This is a genomic window from Croceicoccus marinus, assembly GCF_001661675.2.
Classification (GTDB): domain Bacteria; phylum Pseudomonadota; class Alphaproteobacteria; order Sphingomonadales; family Sphingomonadaceae; genus Croceicoccus; species Croceicoccus marinus.
This window is the reverse complement of the sequence record NZ_CP019602.1, coordinates 1213148-1237927: the sequence shown is the minus strand read 5'-3', so window position 1 is coordinate 1237927 and position 24780 is coordinate 1213148. Positions and strand designations below refer to the sequence as shown.

The following is a 24780-nucleotide window of genomic DNA, read 5'->3' as shown; positions in this document are numbered from 1 at the left end:
AGGGGCATGGCCGGTTCCTCTCTGTGCGAGGGTTGAGGGGAACCGGGTTAGTTATACAGGTGGGGGTGTGTAGGACAGTAAAAATCTATACGAAGGAAGCGGCAAAATCTGCCGTTCTTACGCATGATCTAGCGAGCGCAGCCCGCCAATGATTCAAGCAAAAAGCTTCTTCGCTTATTACCAGTTTTTGCAAATAGTCACGAACTGCGGACTGCCCACCGGCACTTGCATACTGATTTATCAAATTAGACTGCCTAGATAATTCGGTCGACGCGGCAACAGCGTATAGCTCTCCCAACCCGAAATCATTAAAGTGCGATTGTAATTTAGCAGCGATCGGCGGCTCAATGAAATCACTTTCGATGCAAAATGTTGCGACCCAGTCGCTCCCGACAGATAGCAAATCACATCTTAGCCACGGATCTTCGTTAACATAGTCGAAGTATGGATGAACCGGACTTTCTAAGTAGCTACCAAATGTCTTATTTGATTTGATTTTATTGCAATCCGAACATGCTGGAATTAAATTTTCGGGACACACCGCCAGAAGCGGGTAACTTTCTTTGGGGAGGTAGTGATCAACGCTGCCAACTGTCCTGTGATTGCAATAAGGGCAAATATTATATGGCGACGAAAGTCGAATTTGTTCGTAATAGAGCCGAGCGCGCGATCGTCTTCTAAGAAGGCCTTGGCTATACAGATTACGCAAATGCGTAGCATCGACAATTTGAGAAACAGGGTTTCCGACCGGCATCTCATGAAGCGTCTTCGTGTCGCCTCGAATACCATAATCGTTGGCAACAGCTAAAAAATCCATACGGGACTGCTGAAATGCCGCGCGCAAAGATTGATCTAGAAAACGCTCCGAGGCGGAATCGTAAATTTCCGAAGCGGATATCTGCGGTCGCGACAAATTACGCATCAGTTCAAAACGCTTAGAGCCCGAGCCACAGCCAAACCCTCTGCACCTATCTGAGAACCAAATTCCCCTATAAGTTGATCAAAAGACCAACCCTCCTCAATTATCTTTTGCCGTATAATTTTATGAAAGCCGGTGTCAGTCACTTCTAAACCAAACACTGTGTGGGTTAAGCGACCAACATCTTCACCAAATGTTTCCAATGGTGGACGTGTCGCAACTACCGTTCGACCGGAACGATTGACGAGCCAAACGCAGCTTGCCGGCACTTCCTGCAATACTAATGGTGAATGTGTAGCGATAAGCGCCACACCATTTTGACTCATCAATAGTTGAGATAGTGCTCGAATAAATGCCGACAGTAGCGGTGGGTGAAGATGGCCTTCAGGCTCATCCAAAAGTACGAAAGACTGCTCTTCAACAACCATCACCAATCGCGTAATCGTCAAAAGAACTATAGCATGGCCCGAGCTAAGTCCTTTAAAAATCTCTGCGGCCTCTTCACTCCAATCGTCGAAGTAAATATTCTTATCGCAGAGATCTTGAACACCTGACTCTGCAAAAAGTGGATCTGAACTTAGAGTATTTAGGGCTTGTTCCCACCTGTCTCGCTTGCCGCCAGACAGACAAGATTGTGCAGCTTCAACAAAATCATCAATGAGTTCAGCACCAGATTTCAGATAAGGAACTTTCTCTCCGTCACGTTCCTTCCAGCCACGTAGGCCGACATGATGATAATCAGCATCATCATATTGCATCTCGAAAGAGTCGAAAGCGCTGAATGTCACAGCTACAAGGTTCGCGAATTCTCTTCCTGAACGATCGGCGTCGATAACGAACTGGCCTGACGACTGCGCAGGAGTTAGTATCGCCCGGATCATGTTTTGCAAGCAGGTAGTCTTCCCAACTCCATTTCTTCCAATCAGGACATGAACATTGGTTGGAGGCAAGGACCCTGGCACAACAGAAAAGCTCAACGTGGTTGCACTGCCGACTTGACTTTCATCTCTAGGGGGGGAAGGCATAAGTGAAATCGTAAGGTGTTAGTTCAGCGTCACCCAAAGCAAGCCTATGATATCGAGATTCAAGCCGAGACTGATCAAGAGATCTAAAAAGAGACGTCGTGGCGACATCTTCATCCTTGAATCTCTCATAGATACCCAAGTCAAACGCCATGTCCTTCATGGCAGAGAAGTATTCGCTCGAGATACCTAAATTGTAGATATCTGTATAATAATCACCGGAAAGTCCTACGGAGAAATAACCATCGGGCAATGTCTCAAACGTCTTTGGCAATGGCGTACGTCTAAATTTTTTAGTTTGTCCCTCAAATCCAATTTTTACCCACCCAAGATGATGATACGACCCATCTGCGTCGAAATAAACGACACAAAACTTTGTTTCGAAGGTGAACCAGTCATCCCAGTCATTGTACTGCAACTGTACAGTGTTAGGTCTAGGCGGCGGAGGGGGCTCACCCTTTTCGACGTTGATGAACGTAATCGACAAAACACCAGACCTCCATTTATGATAGGTCAAAGCATGATACGCGGCCAAAATACAAAACCGAGCTCGCGCTTCTCCCCACCATTTTTGGACTTTATTCGCCCATAGCAGGGATACTTCCGCGAGGATGTCCCCTACAACATCCCCGCCAAATACCGCCCCGTATAGCTCCGCTCCACCTTCACCACATCCTCGGGCGTGCCCACCGCGACGATCTCGCCGCCGCGCACGCCGCCGTCGGGGCCGAGGTCCAGGATCCAGTCCGCCGTCTTGATGACGTCGAGATTATGCTCGATCACCACGACGGAGTTGCCCTGGTCGACAAGGCGGTGGAGCACTTCGAGGAGCTTGCGCACATCCTCGAAATGGAAGCCGGTGGTCGGCTCGTCGAGGATGTAGAGCGTCTGTCCGGTGGAGCGGCGCGCGAGTTCCTTGGCGAGCTTGACGCGCTGCGCCTCGCCCCCTGACAGGGTGGTCGCCTGCTGGCCAACCTTCACATAGCCCAGCCCCACCTCGTTCAGCATGTGCATGCGGTCGCGGATCGGGGGCACGGCGGAGAAGAATTCCTCGGCATCCTCGATCGTCATGTCGAGCACGTCGGCGATGGAGCGGCCCTTGAACTTCACCTCCAGCGTCTCGCGGTTGTAGCGCTTGCCGCCGCATTCCTCGCACGTCACATAGACGTCGGGCAGGAAGTGCATCTCGATCTTGATGAGGCCGTCGCCCTGGCACGCCTCGCACCGGCCGCCCTTGACGTTGAAGCTGAAGCGCCCCGGCTTGTACCCGCGCGCCTGCGATTCCGGCAGGCCGGCGAACCAGTCGCGGATATTGGTGAAGGCGCCGGTGTAGGTTGCCGGGTTCGAGCGCGGGGTGCGGCCGATGGGGGACTGGTCGATCTCGATCACCTTGTCGCAGTGGTCGAGGCCGGTGATCTTCTGGTGCGGCCCGGCGATGACGCGCGCGCCGTTCAGCGCCCGCGCCGCCCCGGCATAGAGCGTGTCGATGGTGAAGGACGACTTGCCCGATCCCGACACGCCGGTGATGCAGGTGAAGGTGCCGAGCGGGATCTCGCCCGTCACGTCCTTGAGGTTGTTGGCGACTGCGCCGTGGACGGTGATCTTCTTGCCGTTGCCCTTGCGGCGCTTCTTGGGCACCTCGATCGCGCGGGTGCCGTTGAGATAGGCGGCGGTGAGCGAGTTCTTGGACTTCAGCACCTGTTTAAGCGTGCCCTGGGCGACGATCTCTCCCCCGTGGACACCGGCGCCGGGGCCGAGGTCGACCACGTGGTCGGCGGCCCGGATCGCGTCCTCGTCATGTTCGACGACGATGACGGTGTTGCCGAGGTCGCGGAGGCGTTTCAGGGTTTCCAGCAGGCGGTCGTTGTCGCGCTGGTGCAGGCCGATGGAGGGTTCGTCGAGCACGTAGAGCACGCCCGACAGCCCGCTGCCGATCTGGCTGGCGAGGCGGATGCGCTGGCTTTCGCCGCCGGACAGGGTGCCGCTGGTGCGGTCGAGGTTGAGGTAGTCGAGCCCGACATTGTCGAGGAAGCCGAGGCGTTCGTTGATTTCCTTCAGGATGGCCTTGGCGATCTGCTTCTGCTGGTCGCCGAGCTTGTCTTCGAGTTCCAGGAACCAGCGCTTGGCATCGCTGACCGAGAGGCGGACGGGGCCCGCGATGTCCGTGCCCGCGACCTTCACCGCGCGTGCCTTTTCGTTGAGGCGGGCGCCGCCGCAGGCCTCGCAAGGCTGGGCGGTCTGGAACTTGCCCAGTTCCTCGCGCATCCAGGCGCTTTCGGTCTGCAGCATGCGGCGGTTGAGGTTGCCGATCACGCCCTCGAACGCCTTGTTGACGGTATAGCTCTTGCGGCCGTCCTTGAAGGTCAGCGGCACGGGTTTGCCCTTGGTGCCGAACAGGATGGCGCTGCGGTGTTCCTCGGCCAGCTGTTCCCACGGGGTTTCGAGTTCGAAGCCGAAATGGTTCGCGAGGCTGGCGAGCACCTGCATGTAATAGGGCGACGGCGGGTTGGACTTGGCCCAGGGCACGACCGCGCCCTTCTTCAGGCTGAGCCCTTCGTTGGGGACGACCAGCTGGGGGTCGAACAGCAGCTTCTCGCCAAGCCCGTCGCACACCGGGCAAGCGCCCTGCGGCGCGTTGAACGAGAACAGGCGCGGTTCGATATCCTCGATCGTGAAGCCGCTGACGGGGCAGGAAAAGCGTTCGGAAAAGACGATGCGGTTGGCGGGGATGCCCGCGCCTTTCAGATTGCCGCCCGCCTGTTCCTCGCCCTCGCGTCCCGGCACGACGCCGTCGGCGAGGTCGACATAGGCGAGGCCGTCGGCAAGGCGCAGCGCGGTTTCGAAACTGTCGGCAAGGCGCGTCTCGATCCCCCCTTGTCCGTCTTTACTTCGGCGCACGGCGAGGCGGTCGACCACGACTTCGATGTCGTGCTTGAACTTCTTGTCGAGCGCGGGGGCGTCCTCGATCTGGTGGATCTCGCCGTCGATGCGGACGCGCGTGAAGCCCGCCTTCTGCCATTCGGCCAGTTCCTTGCGGTATTCGCCCTTGCGGCCGCGCACCACGGGGGCCAGCAGATAGGCGCGCGTGCCTTCGGGCAGGGCCATCACGCGGTCGACCATGTTGGAAACGGTCTGCGCCTCGATCGGAAGGCCGGTGGCGGGCGAGTACGGCACGCCGACGCGCGCCCAAAGCAGGCGCATGTAGTCGTAGATCTCGGTCACCGTCGCCACGGTGGAACGCGGGTTGCGCGACGTGGTCTTCTGCTCGATCGAGATGGCGGGCGACAGCCCGTCGATATGCTCGACATCGGGCTTGTGCATCATCTCAAGGAACTGGCGCGCATAGGCGCTCAGCGATTCCACATAGCGGCGCTGACCCTCGGCATAGATGGTGTCGAAAGCCAGGCTCGACTTGCCCGAGCCGGAGAGGCCCGTGATCACGATCAGCGCGTCGCGCGGCAGATCGATGTCGATACCTTTTAGGTTATGTTCGCGCGCCCCGCGCACGGAGATGGTCGTAAGGCTCATGAAGCAGGGATGTTCCGAATTTGTTCTTCCGCGTCAAGCGGGCGGGAATGGCTTGTCCGCCATTTGGGGGCCATGGGCGCCGGTTACAACATCGGTTCCGATGACAAGCCCTGTCGGAAGGGCCCGGCCGCAAAGGAAAGGCCCGCGCGCTCGTCAGTCGAGCGCGCGGGCCTGTGTATTTGCAAACGCCTTTCGCCACTGGGGCGGCAGGCGGTCGGCTTTTGAGGTCAGTGCATCTGGCGGCTTTCGAGGTCCCAGTCGCGGATGCGGTCGTCGAGGCGATGGATCCGGCGTTCCAGGCGTTCGGCGTCATTCGGATCGCCCGACTGGCTGGCCATTGCCAGCATCTGCCGTGTTTCATCGCGATAGTAACGCAAGCCTTTCAGCATGCACTGTTTCAGAATGTCGTCCACGCTCGCTCTCCCTTATGAAGGGATTACTACCATACTTATCCACAATACCCCAATATTTCATTCGACGAGGGGAAGAACCGGACCGACAGACGTCAAGTGGAAAGGTCGTATTGCTTCATCAGGTCATAAAGTGTCGGACGGCTGATACCAAGCATACGCGCGGTCGACGAAATATTGCCCTCGCTGCGTGACAGCGCCTGGCGAATCAACTTGCGGTCCGCCTGTTCGCGCCCGGCCTTGAGGTTGAGCGCCAGCGCCAGCTCGTCCCCCGATTCGGCAAGGTCCAGGTCCTGGGCGCCGACCAGCCTGCCGTCGGCCATGATCACCGCGCGCTTCACGCGGTTTTCCAGTTCGCGGACATTGCCGGGCCAGTGCCAGGCGTCGATCGCCGCCAGCGCGTCGGGCGCGAAACCCTTGATCTGCGGGTTCATCTCTGCCGCGAAGCGCGCGAGGAAGTGGCGGGCGAGCAGCGGTGCATCGCCCGCGCGCTCGGCCAGCGAGGGGATGGCGACGACGACTTCGGCGAGACGGAAATAGAGGTCTTCGCGAAACGCACCCTCGGCGACCATCGCCGGAAGGTCGCGGTGGGTCGCGCAGACGAGGCGCGCGTCGACGGGGATCGCGGTGGCAGCGCCGATGCGTTCGACCGCGCGGGTTTCGATGAAGCGCAGCAGGCGGGCCTGGATGGCGGAAGGCAGCTCGCCCATCTCGTCGAGGAACAAGGTGCCCCCCGCCGCCATCTCGATCCGGCCTTCGCGGGCGGAATGCGCGCCCTCGAACGCGCCCGCCTCATAGCCGAAAAGCTCCTGTTCCAGCAGATGTTCGGGAATGGCGGCGCAATTGATCGCGACAAGGCCCGCCCTTGCGCGGGCGCTGGCGGCGTGGAGGCCGCGCGCCAGCAATTCCTTGCCGGTGCCGCTGGCGCCCATCAGCAGGACCGAGACATCGGCGGATGCGATGCGCTCGACCGTGCGGGCGGTGCGGATCATTTCGGGCGCGCCGGTGACGATGCTGCCCAGCAGGGTCGCATCCTCGCCCACCCGGGCGGCAAGGCGCCGGTTCTCCCCCTCAAGCGCGGCGAGATGGAGCGCGCGGCGCACGATCAGCGCCAGCTCCTCTATCCTGACGGGCTTGCGATAGAAATCGTAGGCCCCGCGTTCGATGGCGCGCAATGCGCTTTCGGCGGCGCCGTGACCGCTGGCGACGATTACCTTGGTATCGGGCTTCAGCTCCATGATCGCGTCGAGCACGGCGAACCCCTCCCTGGTGCCGTCGGGATCGGGCGGCAGGCCCAGGTCGAGCGTGACGACATCGGGTTCGTGCTGGCGCAGCGCGGCGATGGCGGTCTCGCGGTCCCCGACGCAGGTCACGTCGAATTCGTCCCACGCCCATTTGAGCTGGGTGGCGAGGCCGGGATCATCCTCGACCACCAGCAGGCGGGGCTTGTCGGCTTCGCCGGATCTGGCGGACATCAGGCGACCTTCCTGTCTGGCTGGCCGGGATTCGCGGCGGGGTCGGCGGCAGGTTCGGCAGCGGGTTCGGCAGCAGGTTCCGCCAAGGGAAGCCGGATGGTGAAGCGCGTCCCCTCCCCCTCGCGCGAAGCGACGTCGAGGCGGCCTTTCATCGCGCGCACCATCTCGCGCGCCTCGAACGCGCCGATGCCGAAGCCGTCGGGTTTGGTGGAGACGAAGGGGGCGAAGAGTTCGCTGCGGATGAACTGGGCCGACATGCCGCAGCCGCTGTCCGCGATTTCTATCGCGGCCTCGCTGCGCCCTTGTCGGATCGTTATGGCGACTTCGCCCTGCGGCGGGCTGGCGTCGATCGCGTTCTGCACCAGATGGCGCAGCACCTGTTCCAGCCCCTCGCGATCGGCCAGCACGGGAACGCGGCCCGATGGGGCGATGCGGACGCGGCCCCGGTGCGGCAGCGCGCCGAAGATCTGCAGGGCAAGGTCGTGCGGGCACATCGGCTCGATCCGCCCTTCCCCTTTGGCGCCATAATGCGACAGCCGGGCGAGCAGCGCCTCCATCCGGCCCGTCGCATTGCGCAGGGTCGTCAGCATGTCGGCGCGGAAGGCGGGGTTTTCCATGTGCCGTTCGGCATTGCTGACGGTCAGGTTCAGCTGGCTGGCCAGATTCTTGATGTCGTGCATGACGAAGGCCATGCGGCGGTTGAACTCATCGAACCGGCCGGCGTCCAGCAGGGCGCGCTGGGCGGCCTGTTCGGACAGGTGCACCGCCAGCTGCTGGCCGACGATGCGCAGCAGGTCGTGATCCTCCCAGTCCAGCTTGCGCGCGAAGGCGGGGCGCGCCAGCACCACCGCGCCCGCCATGCGCCCGTCGAGCAGCAGCGGCACCAGTAGCCAGGCGCGCGCATCGTCCAGCAGCCATGCCGGGACGAAATGCGCGATGGGCGCGGCATCGCCGCCCCGCAGCGTGTCGAGGGCGAGCACGTCCTCGGCTTCCTCCATGGCGCGCAGGGCGTCGGCGGGCAGCGCGTTGGCCGGAATCTCGGCATCCGGCCATTGCCAGCGCGCGGCGAGAGCGAGATGGCCGTCCTCGTCCGGCGAGAGCAGCAGGCCGGCGGGGCTGTCGACGATCTCGGCCAGCGCCTGCACCGCGCGAATGCCGACGGGCGGTGCGCCGCGACCCTGCTCGCCCATCATGCGGGCAAAGCGCAGCCATTCGGCGCGGTAGTCGAAGCGGTGGCGAAACAGGTTGCGGCTGATCGCATCGCGCAGCATCGCACGCAGCCCGCGCGAGGCGAGCAGCAGCGCGATCAGCATGGTCAGCACGATGGCGAAGAACTGGCTGGCGACCCCCATGTCGATGTCGAACGCGCCCAGCGCGGTGTCGAGCGCGAATATGCCCAGCAGGTAGAACGCGATCACCAGCAGCGAGAGCGACTGGAACGTCACCGACCGCGACGGCGCAAAGCGCCGTTCGGGCTGCGCGCGCCCGTCGCGGTAGAGCAGCACCGCCACGGCGCACCACGCCAGGCCGCGCACCGCCAGCATCGCCGGCGGCATCGCGCCCGACAGATAGGTGAGCGCATAGAGATTGAGCTCTACCCCCCAGCCCAGCACCAGCGCGGTGGTGACAGGGCCCAGGCGGGACCTTTGTTCGGGTTCGGTGCCCGCGAAGAGATTGTGGATCAGCACCAGCATGCCGACCGCGAAGATCATGCGGAACAGCGCGGCCATGTCCATGATCAGCGCCAGCGCCTGCGGGTAGCGGAACCATTCGGTCAGCACCATCAGCGGCAGGTGAGCCAGTTCGGCAAAGGTCAGCGCGAACAGCATCGGGCGCAGCAGGGTCAAACTTGCATGGCGCCCCTCTGCCGAGAGCAGCACTCCGATCAGCGCGAGGAAGGCCAGGTTGCGCGGTGTCTCGACCAGCCAGGCGAGGCGCGGGTCGATGTCGGGCGCGACGCCGGTCACCAGCACGATGCCCGCCGCGCCCAGCGCGCCGACGATCACCGCGCGCAGGCCCGCGCTGCGGCCCCGGTCGCGCAGCAGCAGCGGCGCAAGCAGGCAGGCGAGTGCGCCGAGCGCCGCGGTGACGCCCGCGACGGCGCTCCAGCCCGGCAGGCCGGGCACGGTCATGCGGCAGGCCCCGCAGCGGCGGGTGATGGGGAGCGGTCATGGAGGGCTGCGGCCATGCACCTTGCCTAGCGCCGCCATGGTAAACGGCGCGTATATAAGGCGGACGCAAAAAGGGCGGGAGGAGCTTGCTGCCCTTCCCGCCCCTTGCTTGCATCACGGCGCGATCAGTTGGCGATCTTCTCCGCAGCCTGGTCGGCGGCATTGCCGATGGATTCGGCGGCATTGCCGACGCTGTCAGCAGCGCCCGCGACGGCGTTGTCCTTGGCGATCTCGGCGTCCTGGCCCTGCATCAGCACGAATGCGCCGATCAGCACGGCGACCGCGACCAGCACGATCAGCGCGGTCGCCATTCCGCCGCCCGAACGGGCCGGTTCGGCATCGCGGATCACCTCGGTACGGACGTGGGTATTGCCTTCGGGCGTTTCGACGCGGGTAATTCGTTCTTCGGTCATTGTACAATTCCCCTTCGATATGGCGGGGAAAACGACATGACGAAGCCTGCGGTTCCCAGTCCCAAGCCGGGCGCGGACATTGTCCCGCAGCGAGGCATTTTTCGGGAAAGACAGGCGCGGAAACAAACGACCCAAAAAATAACGGCGGGGATCGCCCCCGCCGTTTTCGTCAATTGTTCATCAGGGAATCGATGGTACGACGGAAGCCTCGCGACCCTCCGTCGGCTGGATGCTTGAGACCATCCAGCCATGCGGCGATGTCGCCGATATCGTCATTGTCGTGAAGCGCGTCGTGATCGTGCACCTGCGCGAAAATCTGTTTCATGCTCGCCCTCATCTGCAATCGAGCCAATGGACGGAAACTTGCATATCTGACAGGGTTGTCAACTACACAGAGCCTTCGTCACGAAAACGAAACTAATGAACATCCCTATTCGAAAAACAGGCGAAATATTGCCCGCCAAACCGCCCGGATCTGCTTCCGATGCCTGATGGCGCAACCTATCTTGACGATAGTGGTTCCGCGATTGCGAAATTGACTGCCGAGGACCGCGCGGAATGGCTCTCGGCGCTGGCGATTCTCGCGCCCGCGGCGATGCCGCAGGGGGCCGTGTGGCTAAGCGCTTCGCACGGGGAATTCGCGGCGGCGCTGGCCGAGGCCGATGCAATGGGCGCACGCGCCATCGTGCTGGCCGGGCGCGCGCAGACCGCGCTGCGGCGAGAGGCGCTGGACGCGGGTGCGTTCGATTTCCTGACTACCGGCAAGATCGACCCCGCCGAACTGGCGGCGCGGTTGCGGCTGCTGCAGACCGGCGCGGCGCTGCCGGGCGATCTAGCCCTGGCCGACCGGGTGCTGAGGATCGACGGGGCGGAGCACGAGCTGTCGGAGCGCGAAGCGGGCATCATGGCGATGCTGATCGGGGCGAAGGGCCGCTTCGTCACCCATGACGTCCTGCTGTCGCTGTGGGGCGAGCATGCCAGCGACCTGCAATATCTGCGCGTGGCGATCCGCCATCTGCGCCGCCGGATCGAACCGGAACCCGACCTGCCGCGCTATCTGCTGAGCGAGGCGGCGATCGGCTATCGGCTGGCGCCCGGCATCGCGCCCATCACGGCGTGAACGCCCGCACGCCCTACATGTAGAACATCACCAGCAGGACCGAGAGCGTGGTCGCCATCAGCACCACCAGCGGGACGCCGGTGCGCAGGTAATCGCTGAAGACATACCCGCCCTCGTCCATGATCAGCATGTTGGTCTGATAGGCGATGGGCGTCGCGTAGCACAGATTGCAGCCGAACAGCACGGCCAGGATCAGCGGCTCCGCCGGCAGGCCCAGCGTCTGCGCGATGTTGAAGGCGATAGGCGTGCCGACCGTGGCCGCCGCGGCGTTGGACGCGAAATTGGTCAGCAGCGTCACGAACAGCATGATCGCCGCCAGCACGGCCGCGGGCGGCAGGAACTGCAGCCCCGACGACATGACCAGCCCCAGCCATTCCGCGGCGCCGCTTTCCAGGATCAGCCGCCCGATCGCGATGCTGGCCGCGACCAGCACGATGACATTGGCCGACAGCGCGCGGCCCACGCGGTCGAACTTGACGCAGCCGGTGACGAACATCGCGATCGAGCCGCCCAGCGCGGCGATGGCGATGGGCCACAGGCCGAAACTGGCGGTGGCGACCGATCCGAACATGATCGCCCCCGCCAGCACCGCCTTGGACCGGCGGGGCACTTCCTTCGCGCCTTCCAGCATGAGCAGGCGGTCGGTTTCGGCAAATTCCTCAAGCTCGGAAATCGGGCCCATGACCAGCAGCACGTCGCCTGCCTTGAGCTGGAGTTCCGAATATTCGTGCCGCCCGCGGTCGGGGCTGCGTTCCTGCTGGTGGATGCCCAGCACCGCGACGCCGAACTGCCCAGCCACGCCCGACGAGGGAATGGTGAGCCCGACGAGGCGCGATCCCGGCGTGATCGCCATTTCGACCACCACCACGTCGGCCTGCTGCGACTGGGCGGCGGCGTTCAGCCGCTCGATCACCCAGGCGGGGGCGACGCGCGCCTTGAACAGGCGCATCGCTTCATCCAGCGCGCGGTGTGAGCCGCTGACGGGCAGGCGCGAATTGGCAGTGATCTGGCGGTCGAGCGGCCCTTCGAAACGGAAATTGTCGGGCAGCTGGTCTTCCAGGTCGCGCGGGGTCAGGCCGATCAGGTCCGAATTGTCGTCGACCCGCAAGGTCGCGGCAAAGGCGCGGTGCTGGCGCAGGTTCGCGGTGCCGCGGTCGGGCAGCAGGCGCGGCATCACCAACCACAGATAGGGCAGCGCCACCAGCGCCGTGATGGCGACGATGGGCGTGAAGTCGAACACGCGCATCGGCGCCATGCCCAGATCCTCGGCAATGGAGACGACCAGCAGGTTGGTCGAGGTGCCGATGGTCGTCGCCATGCCGCCGATCAGCACCGCCGCATTCAGCGGGATCAGAGTCTTCGACGCCGCCATCGCGCCGCGTTCGGCCAGCGCCACGAAGATCGGCAGCAGCAGCACCAGCACCGGCGTGTCGTTCACCATCATCGACAGCAGCATCGCCATCAGCAGCGACACCAGCATGCCGAGCTGCGTGTTGATCTTCCACACGCCGTCGAGGAAGCGAGTCGCCGGTTCCAGCGCGCCCGTCACCACCAGACCGCGCCCCATGATCATCAGCGCGCAGATCGTGATCAGCGCCGGATGGCCAAAGCCCGAAAACGCCAGCACCAGCCCGTCGGTAGGGTGCAGCGGATCAAGCGGGAAGAAGAACAGGCCGAGCGCGATGAGCGCGATGGTCGCTAGGCTGACGATCTCGGTCGGGATGCGGCCGCGCGCGAAGGCGATGAACATGCCCACGGTCAGGACCATGGCGCCCAGCGCGTGATATGTTGGAAAACCGGGCATTAAGCAGCCCGATAACAGCGGTTCGATCGCCGCGCCAGCAAGATTGCTGCCCGATGAACGGGATTTCAGTTGAAATGGTGCCCCTGGCCCGACTCGAACGGGCACGTCTTGCGACAAACGATTTTGAGTCGTTCGCGTCTACCATTCCGCCACAGGGGCATATTTCGCCGGCGCCATCACCCCGGAGCAGGCCCTTTAGTCGCAGTTCATCCTGCCAGCAAGAGGGCCTGCGACCAGGCAGGCCAGCGATCAGTCTCCCTTGAGAGCGCCGATGAGCAGCTTGTGCAGGCGCGAATGCAGCGTGTCGTTGCCCGCCAGGATCGTCTGGTCGCACACCGGCAGCGAACGCCCGCGCCAGTCGGAGACGAAGCCGCCAGCCTCGCGCACCAGCAGGCAGCCCGCGGCGCTGTCCCAGGGCTTGAGGCCCGATTCCCAGAAGCCCTCGTACCGACCGGCCGCCACCCAGGCGAGGTCGAGCGCGGCCGAGCCGAAGCGGCGGATGCCCGCGACGCGCGGACCGATGGCGCCCGCGATCTTCTGCCATTCGGGGAAATTGCCGTGGCCGCCGAACGGGATGCCGGTGGCGATCAGCGATTCGGACAGGTCGCGCCGGGCCGATACGCGCAGGCGCGCATCGTGCAGCCACGCCCCGCGGCTCTTTTCCGCCCAGAAGCTTTCGTCGGTGATCGGCTGATAGACCAGCGCGGCGGTCACCTCGCCCCAGCCCGATCCGTCGAGCTTGGGTTCCTGCACCGCGATCGAGATCGCGAAATGCGGCATGCCGTGGAGGAAGTTGGTCGTCCCGTCGAGCGGGTCGATGATGAAGCGCGGCTTGGTCTCGTCGCCCTTGATCTCGCCCGCTTCTTCCAGAAGGAAGCCCCAGTCGGGGCGCGCGGCGCGCAGCTCGTCCCACAGGATGCGCTCTGCCGCCTCGTCCGCCTTGGACACGAAATCGGCAGGGCCCTTGCGGCTGACCTGCAGATGCTCAACCTCGCCGAAATCGCGGCGCAGGCGCGAACCCGCCTTGCGGGCGGCGCGCTCTAGCACGCGAATGATACCGGAAACTGCCATATCGATTTACTCTGGTTGGTAAGGTCTAAGTTGCCGGATTTGGGCCTAGGCCGGAGCGAAAATGGTGTCCGCCGAGAACCGGCGCGCAACGTACTGAAAGTACGTGAGCACCGGAAGCGCAAGGCGGATGCCGTTTGCAGCCCGGCATAGGCTCAAATACGGTGCCTTAGCCGGCTTTGCTAACGTAGGTCCGCTCATACACGTCGACGACGATGCGCGTGCCGCTTTCGATGTGCGGCGGGACCATCACGCGCACGCCGTTTTCAAGCACGGCGGGCTTGTAGCTGGAGGACGCGGTCTGGCCCTTCACCACGGCGTCGGCCTCGACGATGGTGGCCTCGATCTGTTCGGGCAGCTGGACCGAGATGGGCTTTTCCTCCCACAGTTCCAGCGTGACCTGCATGCCGTCTTCCAGGAACGCGGCCGCATCGCCGAGGAGGTCGGCGGGCAGGTTGATCTGTTCGTATGTCTCGGTGTCCATGAACACGAGCATGTCGCCCTCGGCATAGAGGAACTGGAAATCCTTGGTGTCGAGGCGCACGCGCTCGATCGTGTCGGCGCTGCGGAAGCGGACGTTGGTCTTGCGGCCGTCCTGCAGGTTCTTCATCTCGACCTGCATGTAGGCGCCGCCCTTGCCGGGCTGGGTGTGCTGGATCTTGGCGACCTTCCAGATGCCGCCTTCATATTCCAGGATATTGCCGGGACGGATGTCCACGCCGCTGATCTTCATATGCCGATTACCTGCCGATAGGGGGCGCTGGCGGCGCAAGGGCCGCAGGCGTCCGATTCCATTGATGAGAAAGAATTGAGCGCGCCCTTAGCGTCTGGTCGCTGCAAGCGCAATGCTGGCTGGTCGTTGCACGTGCGGGCTCTGGTCGTTGCACGTGCAGGCGGCTAGGCTTGCACCCATGACCATACAAGAAGCGCCCAATGCCGACCTGGCAGAGCTGATCCGCACCATACCCGACCACCCCAAGCCGGGAATCGTCTTTCGCGACATCTCGACGCTGATGCTGGACGGCGGGGCGTTCGCGGCCACGATCGACCGTATGGCCGATGCGCTGGCCAGGGCGAACGGCGGCGATCCGCCCGAACTGATCGCGGGGATCGAGGCGCGCGGCTTCGTCTTCGCCTCGGCCCTTGCCTACCGGCTGGGAGCGGGCGTGCTGATGATGCGGAAGCGCGGCAGGCTGCCCGGCCCCAGCGTGTCGATCGAATATGCGCTGGAATACGGCACCGACATGCTGGAGATGCACGACGACGCCTGCGGCCCCGGCGCGTCCGTCGTGCTGGTCGACGACCTGATCGCGACCGGCGGCACGGCGCTGGCGGCGGTGGAGCTGCTGGAAGGGCGCGGCGCGCATGTCCGCCAGGCGCTGTTCGTCATCGACCTGCCCGAACTGGGCGGCGCGCAGCGGCTGCGCGATGCCGGGGTCGCGGTCCATTCGCTGATCGGGTTCGACGGGGATTGAACCGCAGGCTTGCAAATAGCGCAACCGCATGTGTTCAGAATAAGGTTCAGATTCGCGGCGCAGGGGTCTAGAGGAACGGGCCATGTTCGAAGGACTCGACGCTCTGTTACTTGCGCGGGCGCAATTCGCGTTCACCGTCAGTTTCCATTTCATCTTCCCCTCGTTCTCGATCGGGCTGGCCAGCTATCTCGCCGTGCTCGAAGGGATGTGGCTGTGGACGGGGCGGGAACGCTATCTCGACCTGTTCCGGTTCTGGCTGAAGATCTTCGCGATCGCCTTTGCCATGGGCGTCGTGTCGGGCATCGTGATGAGCTATCAGTTTGGCACCAACTGGTCGGTTTTCTCCGACCGGGCGGGGCCGGTGATCGGCCCGCTGATGGCTTACGAGGTGCTGACCGCCTTCTTCCTGGAAGCCGGCTTCCTGGGCGTCATGCTGTTCGGGATGGAGCGCGTGGGGCGCAAGCTGCATTTCGCCGCGACGCTGATGGTGGCGCTGGGCACCTTCATCAGCGCGTTCTGGATCCTGTCGGTCAACAGCTGGATGCACACGCCCACCGGTTTCGAGATGGGCGCCAACGGGCAGTTCCTGCCGGGCGACAGCTGGCTGGAGATCATCTTCAACCCCAGCTTCCCCTATCGCCTGGTCCATACCGGCATCGCCGCCTATCTGACGACCGCGCTGGTCGTGGGCGGCGTGGGCGCGTGGCACCTGCTGAAGGACAGGACCAACAAGCAGGCGCGGACCATGTTCTCGATGGCGATGGGCATGGTCGTGGTGGTCGCGCCGATCCAGATCTTCGCGGGCGACATGCACGGGTTGAACACGCTTGAGCACCAGCCCGCCAAGGTCATGGCGATGGAAGGCCATTTCGAAAGCCATCCGGGCGGCGCGCCGCTGATCCTGTTCGGGGTTCCCGACAGCGAGGAGGAGACGGTGCATTACGCGGTCGAGATCCCCAAGCTGTCCTCGCTGATCCTGAAGCACGACCTGGATGCGCCGCTGGCGGGGCTGGATACGATCCCGCGCGATGAACGCCCGCCGGTCGAAGTGGTGTTCTGGAGCTTTCGCATCATGGTCGGGCTGGGCTTCGCGATGCTGGGCCTTGGGCTGTGGAGCCTGCTGGCCCGCGTCAAGGGCCGCCTGTTCGAATGGAGCTGGCTGCACCGCGCGGCGGTACTGATGGGCCCCGCCGGTTTCGTCGCGGTGATCGCGGGCTGGTTCACGACCGAGGTCGGGCGGCAGCCCTATACCATCTATGGCCTGCTGCGGACCGAAGATTCGGCCAGCCCGCTGGCGGCCCCCGCGCTGGGCGCTTCGTTGACGGCATTCGTGCTGATCTATTTCGCGGTGTTCGGCGTGGGCGTGTGGTACATATTGCGCCTGATGTCGGCCACGCCGCACAGCCATGAACCCGCGATGCAGCGCGGCGACCAGGGTCCGATCCGCACCGCAGGCATCACCCCCGGCCCCGCGCAGCAGGACCTGCCTGCCGAGACCAGCGACACCCCGCCGATGGAAGAGGAGCGCGACTGATGGCCGTTTCCGTCGACCTGACCGTGATCTGGGCCTTCATCATCGCCTTTGCCGTCTTCGCCTATGTGGTGATGGACGGGTTCGACCTGGGCATCGGCATATTGTTCCCCTCGATCGAGGTGGGGGTTGAGCGCGACCGCGCGATGAATGCCATCGCGCCGGTGTGGGATGGGAACGAGACCTGGCTGGTGCTGGGCGGCGGCGGGCTGTTCGCGGCCTTTCCGCTGGCCTATGCGGTGCTGCTGCCCGCGACCTATCCGCTGATCATCGCCATGCTGCTGGGGCTGGTGTTCCGCGGCGTCGCGTTCGAGTTTCGCTGGCGCGATCCGCGCCACCGGCCGTTCTGGGACTGGGCGTTCTTCGGCGGGTCGCTGGTGGCGGCCATGTCGCAGGGCATGACCCTGGGCGCGATGCTGCAGGGCATCACGGTGGTGGACCGATCCTATGCCGGCAGCTGGTTCGACTGGCTGACGCCCTACACGCTGCTGACGGGGGCGGGCACGGTCGCGGGCTATGCGCTGCTGGGCGCGTGCTGGCTGGTGTGGAAGACGTCGGGCAAGTGCCAGCTGCACGCCTATCGCATGGCGCGCTATGCGTGCGGGATCACCGTGGCGCTGATGGGGGCGGTGTCGCTGTATAACGTGTTCCTGCGGCCCGAATACGAAAGCCGCTGGCTGTCCGCGCCCGAGATCTATTACGCCTGGCCGGTGCCGATCATCACGGTCTTCCTTGCGGCATGGCTTTGGCGCTCGCTGTGGCGCGGGCGCGAGGTGTTGCCGTTCTGGCTGGGCATCTCGCTGTTCGCGATGGGCATGGTGGGGCTTGGCCTGACGATCTGGCCCAATGTGGTGCCCCCTTCCCTCACCATCTGGGACGCCGCGGCGCCCGCGCGCAGCCAGATCTTCATGCTGGTCGGGGTGGCGATCACCATGCCGCTGATCCTGGCCTATACATTCTGGGCCTATTGGGTGTTTCGCGGCAAGGTCGGCGACGAGGGGTATCATTGACCCAGCGCCGCGATCCCCCCGGAATGCGGGCAGAGCACCGGCCGCTGTGGCGGCGGCTGGCCTGGATGGCGGCGATCTGGGCCGCCAGCGTCGCGGTACTGGGCGCGGTCGGCTGGCTGATCAGGCTGTGGATCGCCTGAGCGCCGGGCGGCCGAACATCATCCGTTCGATTTCAGGAAGGCGATGATCTCGGCCCGTTTGGCGGGATCGGGTTCGCCCATCGGCATGCGCGTGCCGGGCAGCATGCCGCCCGGCGCCGCCAGATAGCTGTCGAGCGTCTGCTCGGTCCAGACGATCCCCGATTCCCGCATCGCGGGCGAGTAATTGTAGCCCGGCGACGTCCCCGCCGTGCGTCCGACGATGCCATGCAGGTTGGGACCGATCTTCAGCCCCTCGCCCTCAGCAAAACTGTGGCACATCGTGCATCTGGCGAGGGCTGCCGGCTGCGCAGCCGCATCCGCATCCGCGGCCATGCCGGGATGGCCGGGCGGAAGCGCCGCTTCTCCGGGCGCGGGCGCCGCGGCCTGTGCAAGTTCGGTGTCGCCGCTGTCGGCCTGATCGCCCCCTTGCGGACCGCAGGCGGCAAGCCACGCCGCCGCCGCGAGCGGCCATGCGAAACGGACGGCTGTGTTCTTCGTCAAACCATGACCCTTCTGATCGGACAGGCTTGTTGCTGTTTCGCGAGACGATTGGCAAGCCGCAACAATCGTGCAAAACTTGCGTGTCAGACATTCGAACAGGAGAACCCGCCCATGGCCCTTGCCCGCATTGCCGCCCCTTCCCTTGCCGCGCTTGCCCTGACGCTGTCGCTGTCAGCCTGCGGCGAAACGGCGGATGATACGGTGGTGGCCGAAAGCGAGGGCGGCATGGCCGCCGCGCCCGCCGACATGGACATACTGGAAGTCCGGCACGAGAATTTCGAGGGGATCGGCGACGCCTTCAAGGTAATCCGCGGCGAGCTTGAGAACAGCTCGCCCGATTTCGACGCGATCCAGGCCAATGCGCGGATCATCACCAGCAATGCGGTGCTGATCTCCGACCATTTCCCCGAAGGAACCGGCCCCGCCGACGGCGCCGATACCGAGGCGCTGGACACGATCTGGGAAAGGCCGGAGGATTTCTCCGCCGCGACCGAGCAGATGATCCAGGCCAGCCAGATCATGCTGGCCGCCGCCGACAGCCGCGATGCCGCGCAGGTGCAGGCCGCGGTCAAGGAGCTGGGCGGAGCCTGCAAGAATTGCCACGACCAGTTCCGCCTCGACGAAGATTGATCGGGCGGGGCCCGTGGGTCGGGATAATGTCATAGGACGGGTGAAGCTGTGGGACCTGCCGGTCCGCATCTGTCACTGGGGCTTCGTGCTGCTGATCCCCGCGATGTGGTGGACGGCGGAAAACCACGAGATGGGCTGGCACACCAGGCTGGGGCTGCTGCTGCTGGCGCTGGTGGTGTTCCGCATTCTGTGGGGTTTCGTCGGAAGCTCGACCGCGCGTTTCGGCGGGTTTCTGCGCGGCCCTGGCGCCGTGCTGCGCTATTTCGGGTCGCTGCGGGGCAGCCATGTGCCGGTCGTCGGCCACAATCCCGCCGGCGGGTGGAGCGTGATCGCGCTGCTGGGCGCGATGGTGCTGCAGCTTGGCATGGGGCTGTTCGCGGGCGATCCCTATGACGGGGCGACCGGTCCGCTCAACGATCTGGTCGGCGTGATGACGGCGGACACGCTGACCGAATGGCACGAGAGCTTCTTCTGGGTGCTGGTGGCGCTGATCGCGCTGCATGTGCTGGCGATCGTGCTGTATCGGGCGGTCAGGCGCGACAATCTGGTCGGCCCGATGATCACCGGATCGCGCGCGATGGGGGGCGACGCGCGCGGCATGGCGGCAGTTCCGGCGTGGCGGGCGCTTGCCTGCCTGCTGCTGGCGTTCGCCTTCGCGGGCTGGATCTGGGCCGGCGCGCCGCCGTTCTGATCCCGATGCCCCGGTGGTGGGCGGGGCGTCAGTCGCCCTGCCCACCACGCCCGCCAGCGGTTCGCCGGGGTTCAGCACATGGCGCCAGATCAGCGCGCCCAGCGCGGCGCCGACCAGCGGTGCGACCCACAACAGCCATAGCTGGCCGATCGCCGCCGTATCGGCGAACAGGGCCACGCCCGTCGAACGCGCGGGATTGACCGAGGTATTGGTCACCGGGATCGAGACGAGGTGGATCAGCGCCAGCGCCAGACCGATGCCACGCGGGACGGGCCGGGCAATCGGGGTTAACCCCGCCAAGCTGCAAGGTTCGGCCCGCCAAAGGAAGGGGGCGGCATCCTTGCAGATGCCGCCCCTGTATTCCCGGTATCAAGGTCGATGCGCGTCAGTGGTTGTCGCGCGGCAGGCCCATCGTCTGCGCGATGCGCTGGTATTTCTCGGCCCCTTCAAGGATGGCGCCGGTGTTCATCTGGCCCACCAAGTTGCGCTGCATCTCCTGCCACGGCGTCTGCGAGGCGGGATAGGGATAGCCGCCCTTGGCTTCCAGGTCGGCGCGGCGCGCGGCGATTTCCTCTTCCGGAAGCAGCAGGTTCACCGTGCCCTTGCGCAGGTCGATGCGGACGCGGTCGCCGGTCTGGATCAGCGCCAGCCCGCCCATCGCCGCAGCCTCGGGGCTGGCGTTCAGGATCGAGGGGCTGCCCGACGTTCCGGACTGGCGCCCGTCGCCGATGCACGGCAGCGCCGAAATCCCCTCGGTGATGAGATATTTGGGCGGGCGCATGTTCACCACCTCTGCCGAACCGGGATAGCCGATCGGCCCCGCCCCGCGCATGAACAGCAGCGTCCTGGGCGTGATGTTCAGCGCCGGATCGTCGATGCGATGGTGATAATCCTCGGGCCCGTCGAACACGACGGCGGGGCCTTCGAAAGCCTCGGGATCGTCGGGGTCGGACAGGTAGCGCTGGCGGAATTCGGGCGAGATCACGCTGGTCTTCATGATCGCGGCGTCGAACAGATTGCCCGACAGCACCAGGAAGCCCGCGTCCTTCACCATCGGGTCGTCGAACCGCTTGATCACGCGGTCATCCTCAATCGTGGCGTCGCGGCAATTGTCGCCGATGGTCTTGCCGTTGACCGTCATCGCGCCTTCCTGGATCAGGCCCTGCGCGATCAGCTGCGCGACCACGGCGGGCACGCCGCCCGCGCGGTAGTAATCCTCGCCCAGGAATTCGCCCGCGGGCTGCAGGTTCACCAGCAGCGGGACGTGATGGCCGTGCGTCTGCCAGTCCTTGAGCGGCAGGTCGACGCCGATATGGCGGGCGATGGCGGCCAAATGGATCGGCGCGTTGGTCGACCCGCCGATGGCGGAATTGACGACGATCGCGTTGCGGAACGATTCCAGCGTCATGATGTCCGAGGGCTTCAGATCCTCGTGCACCATCTCCACGATGCGCTTGCCGGTGTGATAGGCGCATTCCTGGCGGTCGCGATAGGGCGCCGGGATCGCGGCGGAACCGGGCAGCATCATGCCCAGCGCCTCGGCCAGCGAGTTCATCGTGGTCGCCGTGCCCATGGTGTTGCAATAGCCGGTCGAGGGTGCGGAGCTGGCGACCAGCTTGATGAAGCCCTCGTCGTCCAGCTCTCCCGCCGCCATCATCTGGCGGCCCTTCCACACGATGGTGCCCGAACCGGTCCGCTCACCCTTGTGCCAGCCGTTCAGCATCGGGCCGACCGACAGGGCGATCGCGGGAATGTTCACCGTCGCCGCCGCCATCAGCATGGCGGGCGTGGTCTTGTCGCAGCCGGTGGTCAGCACCACGCCGTCGATGGGATAGCCGTACAGCGCCTCGACCAGTCCCAGATAGGACAGGTTGCGGTCCAGCCCAGCGGTGGGCCGCTTGCCGGTTTCCTGGATCGGGTGGACCGGAAACTCGATCGCGATGCCGCCCGCCTCGCGGATGCCTTCGCGGATGCGTTCCGCCAGCACCAGATGGTGGCGGTTGCAGGGCGACAGGTCGCTGCCCGACTGCGCGATGCCGATGATTGGCTTGCCCGAGCGCAGCTCTTCCAGGCTGAGGCCAAAGTTCAGATAGCGCTCGAGATAGAGCGACGTCATGTCGATATTGTCGGGATTGTCGAACCAGGCGCGCGAACGCAGCTTCGGTTTCTGGGTATCGGTCATGTCAATGGGATCTCGGTTCAGCGGTCCACGGATACGCGATAGATCATGACATGCCGGTAGGGCTTGCCGGGATCGACGCGGGTTGAGGCGAATTCGGGTTGGTTGGGCGCATCGGGAAACTTCTGCGGTTCAAGCGCGATGCCGTCGCCCATGCGATAGACGTGGCTGTTCTTGCCGATATAGGTCCCGTCGAGGAAGTTGCCGGTATAGACCTGCAGCCCCGGTTCGGTCGTCAGCACTTCCAGCACGCGGCCCGAGACCGGGTCGGCCAGCCGGGCGGCCATTTCGGGCTGGGCGGTAACGCCCTTGTCGAGCGCGAAATTATGGTCGAAGCCGCGGCCATAGACGATCTGCTGGTTGGTGCCGTCGCGCAGCCCGTCGTGCATCGGCTTGCCCGCGCGGAAGTCGAACACCGACCCTTCTACCGCACGCAGCTCGCCAGTGGGGATCAGGTTCTCGTTCACCGGGGTGTAATGGCTGGCGGGAACGGTCAGCACATTGCCCATCGCGCCTTCCTCGGCCCCCTCGCCCGCCATGTTGAACAGGGCGTGGTTGGTCATGTTGATGATCGTGGGCTTGTTGGTCGCCGCGTCGAACTGGATCCGCAGCGATCCTGCATCGTCGAGGAAATAGGTGACCGCCGCGTTCACCGCGCCGGGATAGCCGGCCTCTCCATCAGGGCTCATCAGCGAGAGGCGGACGCTGGCGGTGTCGCCGGACTTGACCGATTCGACCTTCCAGTTGCGCACGTCCCAGGCATTGCCGCCGCCGTGCAGCGAATTCTCGCCGTCGTTCTGCGTCAGCTGATAGGTCTTGCCGTCCAGCGTGAACTTGCCGCCCGCGATGCGATTGGCATAGCGGCCGATGGTCGCACCCCAATAGTTGGGCGCCTCGGCATAGTCGGACAGATCCTCGTAGCTGACCAGGATATCCTCGACATTGCCGTCGCGGTCGGGGACCATGAATTCGTGCAGCGTGGCGCCCAGCGTCAGGATCGACACCGACACCCCGTTATCGCCGGTCAGCGTGATCTCGGTCACCTCGGTCCCGTCGGACAGCGTGCCGAAGCTGGTCTGCGTCGCCTCTGCCGCGTGGGCCAGGGGGGCCGTGAAGGCGGAGATGGCGAGAATGGCCGATCCGGCCATGATGCTGCAGAGTTTCCTCATTCCCAAAACGCTCCCGATTATGCATGGAGTTATCGTGCCCCATTGACGAGGCCATTAGGCGCATATAGTCGGACAAATAGAACAAGCGCAAGCCGCTTCGCACCAAAGCAGGCCGCGCAGTGACAGAGAGGAAACCGATGCCTTCCCAGCCCCCTTCCACCGGGCCCTCTTCCGCCGGTTCAGTGCCCAGGGCACCCGACGGCACGGTCGTGCGCTATGGCCCGGCACTGACCTTGCTGGCCAGCCTGTTCTTCATGTGGGGCTTCATCACGGTCATCAACAATACGCTGCTGCCGCATCTGCGCAGCGTGTTCGACCTCAACTATACCGAGACCACGCTGATCGAATCGGTGTGGTTCATCGCCTATTTCGTGGCCTCCATCCCATCGGCCAAGCTGATCGAGCGGATCGGGTACAAGAAATCGCTGGTCGTGGGCCTGCTGGTGATGGCCGCAGGTTCGCTGGGGATGATGCTGGCGGCCAGCCTGCCGTCCTATGGCGTGACGCTGACCATGCTGTTCGTCATCGCGTGCGGCATCACCCTGCTGCAGGTGGCGGCCAATCCCTATGTCGCGGTCGTCGGCAAGCCGGAAACCGCGTCCTCGCGCCTGAACCTGGTGCAGGCGATGAATTCGGCGGGCACGATGCTGGCGCCCCTGTTCGGTGCCTATCTGATCCTGGGCCGCTCGCGCGGCGGCACGGCCGAGGCGGGCACCGTCCTGACCGAGGCGGAACGCATCGCCGACGCGCAATCGGTGATCCTGCCCTATGGCCTGGTCGCCGCGGTGCTGATCGTGCTGGCCATCGTCATCGCGCGCTTCCCGCTGCCCGCGATGGGTTCCGCCAATGCGCGCGGCACGAAGGAGGAGCGCAAGCACCTGTCGCTGTGGAAGCACCGCAACCTGGTGTTCGGCGTGCCCGCTATCTTCATCTATCTGATCGCCGAGATCGGCGTCGCCAATCTGTTCGTCAATTTCGTCGCGCAGCCGGACATCGCCAACCTGACCTATGAGGAAGCGGGCCGTTACCTGACCTTCCTGTGGGCGGGCATGATGGTGGGCCGCTTCGCCGGTTCGGCGATCATGCAGCGCTTCGATGCCGCCAAGGTGCTGGCGGTGTTCTCGGTCGGCGCGTTCGTCGTGATGATCGTCACCGTGTTCGCCAGCGGAGAGCTTGCGATGTGGTCGCTGATCCTGGTGGGCCTGTTCCACTCGATCATGTTCCCGACGATCTTCACGCTGGGCATCAAGGGCCTGGGCCCGCTGACCGAGGAAGGGTCGGGCCTGTTGATCATGGCGATCGCCGGCGGTGCGCTGGTGGTGGTCCAGGGCTGGCTGGCCGATCAGTACGGCCTGCAGCTCTCGTTCCTGCTGACCGCGGTGTGCGAGCTGTACATCCTGTTCTACGCATTGTGGGGCAGCAAGCCGACCGCCGCCCTGCCCGAACCCGAGGTGGTGCAGGAAGCCGCCTGAACCCGGCGGAACCGGCAAACGAAAAGGGCGGCACCCGGTGGTGCCGCCCTTT

The 24780-nt window shown here is 64.3% G+C and carries 23 protein-coding genes, 1 tRNA gene and 1 pseudogene; 8 read left to right on the top strand and 17 right to left on the bottom strand.

Annotation, left to right across the window (positions count from 1 at the left end; translation table 11 throughout):
* Positions 1 to 85: 85 nt before the first annotated feature.
* The 9 genes from A9D14_RS19400 to A9D14_RS19385 form a co-directional block, all read right to left on the bottom strand.
* Complete coding sequence (locus tag A9D14_RS19400) at positions 86 to 922, bottom strand: HNH endonuclease (protein ID WP_157668156.1); 837 nt, start codon at positions 920 to 922, stop codon at positions 86 to 88.
* Entirely contained in the window at positions 922 to 1944 is a 1023-nt protein-coding gene (locus tag A9D14_RS05905) for an AAA family ATPase (protein WP_083987690.1), read from the bottom strand. Before A9D14_RS05905 ends, A9D14_RS19400 begins: the two co-directional genes overlap by 1 nt.
* Positions 1928 to 2359, bottom strand: coding sequence for a hypothetical protein (locus A9D14_RS19395; protein WP_157668155.1), 432 nt, complete (start codon positions 2357 to 2359; stop codon positions 1928 to 1930). The genes A9D14_RS05905 and A9D14_RS19395 overlap by 17 nt, the downstream gene beginning before the upstream one ends.
* A 200-nt stretch (positions 2360 to 2559) precedes the next feature.
* Positions 2560 to 5469 (bottom strand): excinuclease ABC subunit UvrA, encoded by a 2910-nt coding sequence (uvrA, locus tag A9D14_RS05900; protein WP_066843948.1) that lies wholly within the window; start codon positions 5467 to 5469, stop codon positions 2560 to 2562.
* Positions 5470 to 5696: 227 nt separating this feature from the next.
* Positions 5697 to 5882, bottom strand: a complete 186-nt coding sequence (locus A9D14_RS19390) for a hypothetical protein (protein ID WP_157668154.1) — start codon at positions 5880 to 5882, stop codon at positions 5697 to 5699.
* A gap of 92 nt (positions 5883 to 5974) precedes the next feature.
* Entirely contained in the window at positions 5975 to 7354 is a 1380-nt protein-coding gene (prsR, locus tag A9D14_RS05895) for a PEP-CTERM-box response regulator transcription factor (protein WP_066843945.1), read from the bottom strand.
* Positions 7354 to 9486: an XrtA/PEP-CTERM system histidine kinase PrsK gene (gene prsK, locus A9D14_RS05890; RefSeq protein ID WP_066843942.1), complete on the bottom strand. Its 2133-nt coding sequence runs from the start codon at positions 9484 to 9486 to the stop codon at positions 7354 to 7356. The genes prsR and prsK overlap by 1 nt, the downstream gene beginning before the upstream one ends.
* 164 nt (positions 9487 to 9650) lie before the next feature.
* Positions 9651 to 9938: a hypothetical protein gene (locus tag A9D14_RS05885; protein ID WP_066843939.1), complete on the bottom strand. Its 288-nt coding sequence runs from the start codon at positions 9936 to 9938 to the stop codon at positions 9651 to 9653.
* 169 nt (positions 9939 to 10107) lie between these two features.
* Positions 10108 to 10263 (bottom strand): hypothetical protein, encoded by a 156-nt coding sequence (locus A9D14_RS19385; protein WP_157668153.1) that lies wholly within the window; start codon positions 10261 to 10263, stop codon positions 10108 to 10110.
* A 159-nt stretch (positions 10264 to 10422) separates the two neighbouring features.
* On the opposite strand from A9D14_RS19385, the gene A9D14_RS05880 reads away from it, so the two are divergent.
* Positions 10423 to 11058: a response regulator transcription factor gene (locus A9D14_RS05880; RefSeq protein ID WP_066843936.1), complete on the top strand. Its 636-nt coding sequence runs from the start codon at positions 10423 to 10425 to the stop codon at positions 11056 to 11058.
* A gap of 13 nt (positions 11059 to 11071) precedes the next feature.
* Here the strand turns inward: A9D14_RS05880 and A9D14_RS05875 are convergent, their stop codons facing one another.
* The 4 genes from A9D14_RS05875 to efp all read right to left on the bottom strand — a co-directional run bounded on the left by A9D14_RS05875 (position 11072) and on the right by efp (position 14663).
* Entirely contained in the window at positions 11072 to 12862 is a 1791-nt protein-coding gene (locus A9D14_RS05875) for an SLC13 family permease (protein WP_066843933.1), read from the bottom strand.
* A 75-nt stretch (positions 12863 to 12937) separates the two neighbouring features.
* A tRNA-Leu gene (locus A9D14_RS05870) sits at positions 12938 to 13021 on the bottom strand.
* Positions 13022 to 13111: 90 nt separating this feature from the next.
* Complete coding sequence (locus tag A9D14_RS05865) at positions 13112 to 13933, bottom strand: inositol monophosphatase family protein (protein ID WP_066843930.1); 822 nt, start codon at positions 13931 to 13933, stop codon at positions 13112 to 13114.
* Between the two features lie 166 nt (positions 13934 to 14099).
* The gene (gene efp, locus A9D14_RS05860) at positions 14100 to 14663 is read right to left on the bottom strand and encodes an elongation factor P (protein WP_066843919.1); all 564 of its coding nucleotides are present in this window, start codon (positions 14661 to 14663) and stop codon (positions 14100 to 14102) included.
* Positions 14664 to 14841: 178 nt separating this feature from the next.
* On the opposite strand from efp, the gene A9D14_RS05855 reads away from it, so the two are divergent.
* From A9D14_RS05855 to A9D14_RS05840, 4 genes are all read left to right on the top strand, one after another.
* Positions 14842 to 15405 carry an adenine phosphoribosyltransferase gene (locus A9D14_RS05855; protein WP_066843918.1) on the top strand — a complete coding sequence of 188 codons (564 nt, stop codon included), beginning with the start codon at positions 14842 to 14844 and terminating at the stop codon, positions 15403 to 15405.
* A gap of 82 nt (positions 15406 to 15487) precedes the next feature.
* Positions 15488 to 16939, top strand: coding sequence for a cytochrome ubiquinol oxidase subunit I (locus A9D14_RS05850; protein WP_066843915.1), 1452 nt, complete (start codon positions 15488 to 15490; stop codon positions 16937 to 16939).
* Positions 16939 to 17946, top strand: a complete 1008-nt coding sequence (cydB, locus tag A9D14_RS05845; RefSeq protein WP_066843912.1) for a cytochrome d ubiquinol oxidase subunit II — start codon at positions 16939 to 16941, stop codon at positions 17944 to 17946. The genes A9D14_RS05850 and cydB overlap by 1 nt, the downstream gene beginning before the upstream one ends.
* Positions 17943 to 18086: a DUF2474 domain-containing protein gene (locus A9D14_RS05840; protein WP_415877350.1), complete on the top strand. Its 144-nt coding sequence runs from the start codon at positions 17943 to 17945 to the stop codon at positions 18084 to 18086. Before cydB ends, A9D14_RS05840 begins: the two co-directional genes overlap by 4 nt.
* Positions 18087 to 18104: 18 nt before the next feature.
* Here the strand turns inward: A9D14_RS05840 and A9D14_RS05835 are convergent, their stop codons facing one another.
* Positions 18105 to 18587, bottom strand: a complete 483-nt coding sequence (locus A9D14_RS05835) for a c-type cytochrome (RefSeq protein WP_232468806.1) — start codon at positions 18585 to 18587, stop codon at positions 18105 to 18107.
* A 111-nt stretch (positions 18588 to 18698) separates the two neighbouring features.
* On the opposite strand from A9D14_RS05835, the gene A9D14_RS19380 reads away from it, so the two are divergent.
* Both A9D14_RS19380 and A9D14_RS05825 read left to right on the top strand, forming a co-directional pair.
* On the top strand, positions 18699 to 19217 hold the full coding sequence (locus A9D14_RS19380) for a c-type cytochrome (RefSeq protein ID WP_066843909.1): 519 nt from the start codon (positions 18699 to 18701) through the stop codon (positions 19215 to 19217).
* Positions 19218 to 19230: 13 nt separating this feature from the next.
* Positions 19231 to 19908 carry a cytochrome b/b6 domain-containing protein gene (locus A9D14_RS05825; RefSeq protein WP_066843906.1) on the top strand — a complete coding sequence of 226 codons (678 nt, stop codon included), beginning with the start codon at positions 19231 to 19233 and terminating at the stop codon, positions 19906 to 19908.
* A gap of 60 nt (positions 19909 to 19968) precedes the next feature.
* On the opposite strand, the pseudogene A9D14_RS05820 reads toward A9D14_RS05825, so the two are convergent.
* From A9D14_RS05820 to A9D14_RS05810, 3 genes and pseudogenes are all read right to left on the bottom strand, one after another.
* Positions 19969 to 20175: pseudogene (locus tag A9D14_RS05820) on the bottom strand (aquaporin); the annotation flags it as partial.
* Positions 20176 to 20293: 118 nt separating this feature from the next.
* Positions 20294 to 22090, bottom strand: coding sequence for an IlvD/Edd family dehydratase (locus A9D14_RS05815; RefSeq protein WP_066843903.1), 1797 nt, complete (start codon positions 22088 to 22090; stop codon positions 20294 to 20296).
* Positions 22091 to 22107: 17 nt separating this feature from the next.
* Complete coding sequence (locus A9D14_RS05810) at positions 22108 to 23256, bottom strand: aldose epimerase family protein (RefSeq protein ID WP_066843900.1); 1149 nt, start codon at positions 23254 to 23256, stop codon at positions 22108 to 22110.
* Between the two features lie 137 nt (positions 23257 to 23393).
* Between A9D14_RS05810 and A9D14_RS05805 the strand changes: the two genes are divergently transcribed.
* The gene (locus A9D14_RS05805; protein ID WP_066843897.1) at positions 23394 to 24728 is read left to right on the top strand and encodes a sugar MFS transporter; all 1335 of its coding nucleotides are present in this window, start codon (positions 23394 to 23396) and stop codon (positions 24726 to 24728) included.
* Positions 24729 to 24780 lie beyond the last annotated feature (52 nt).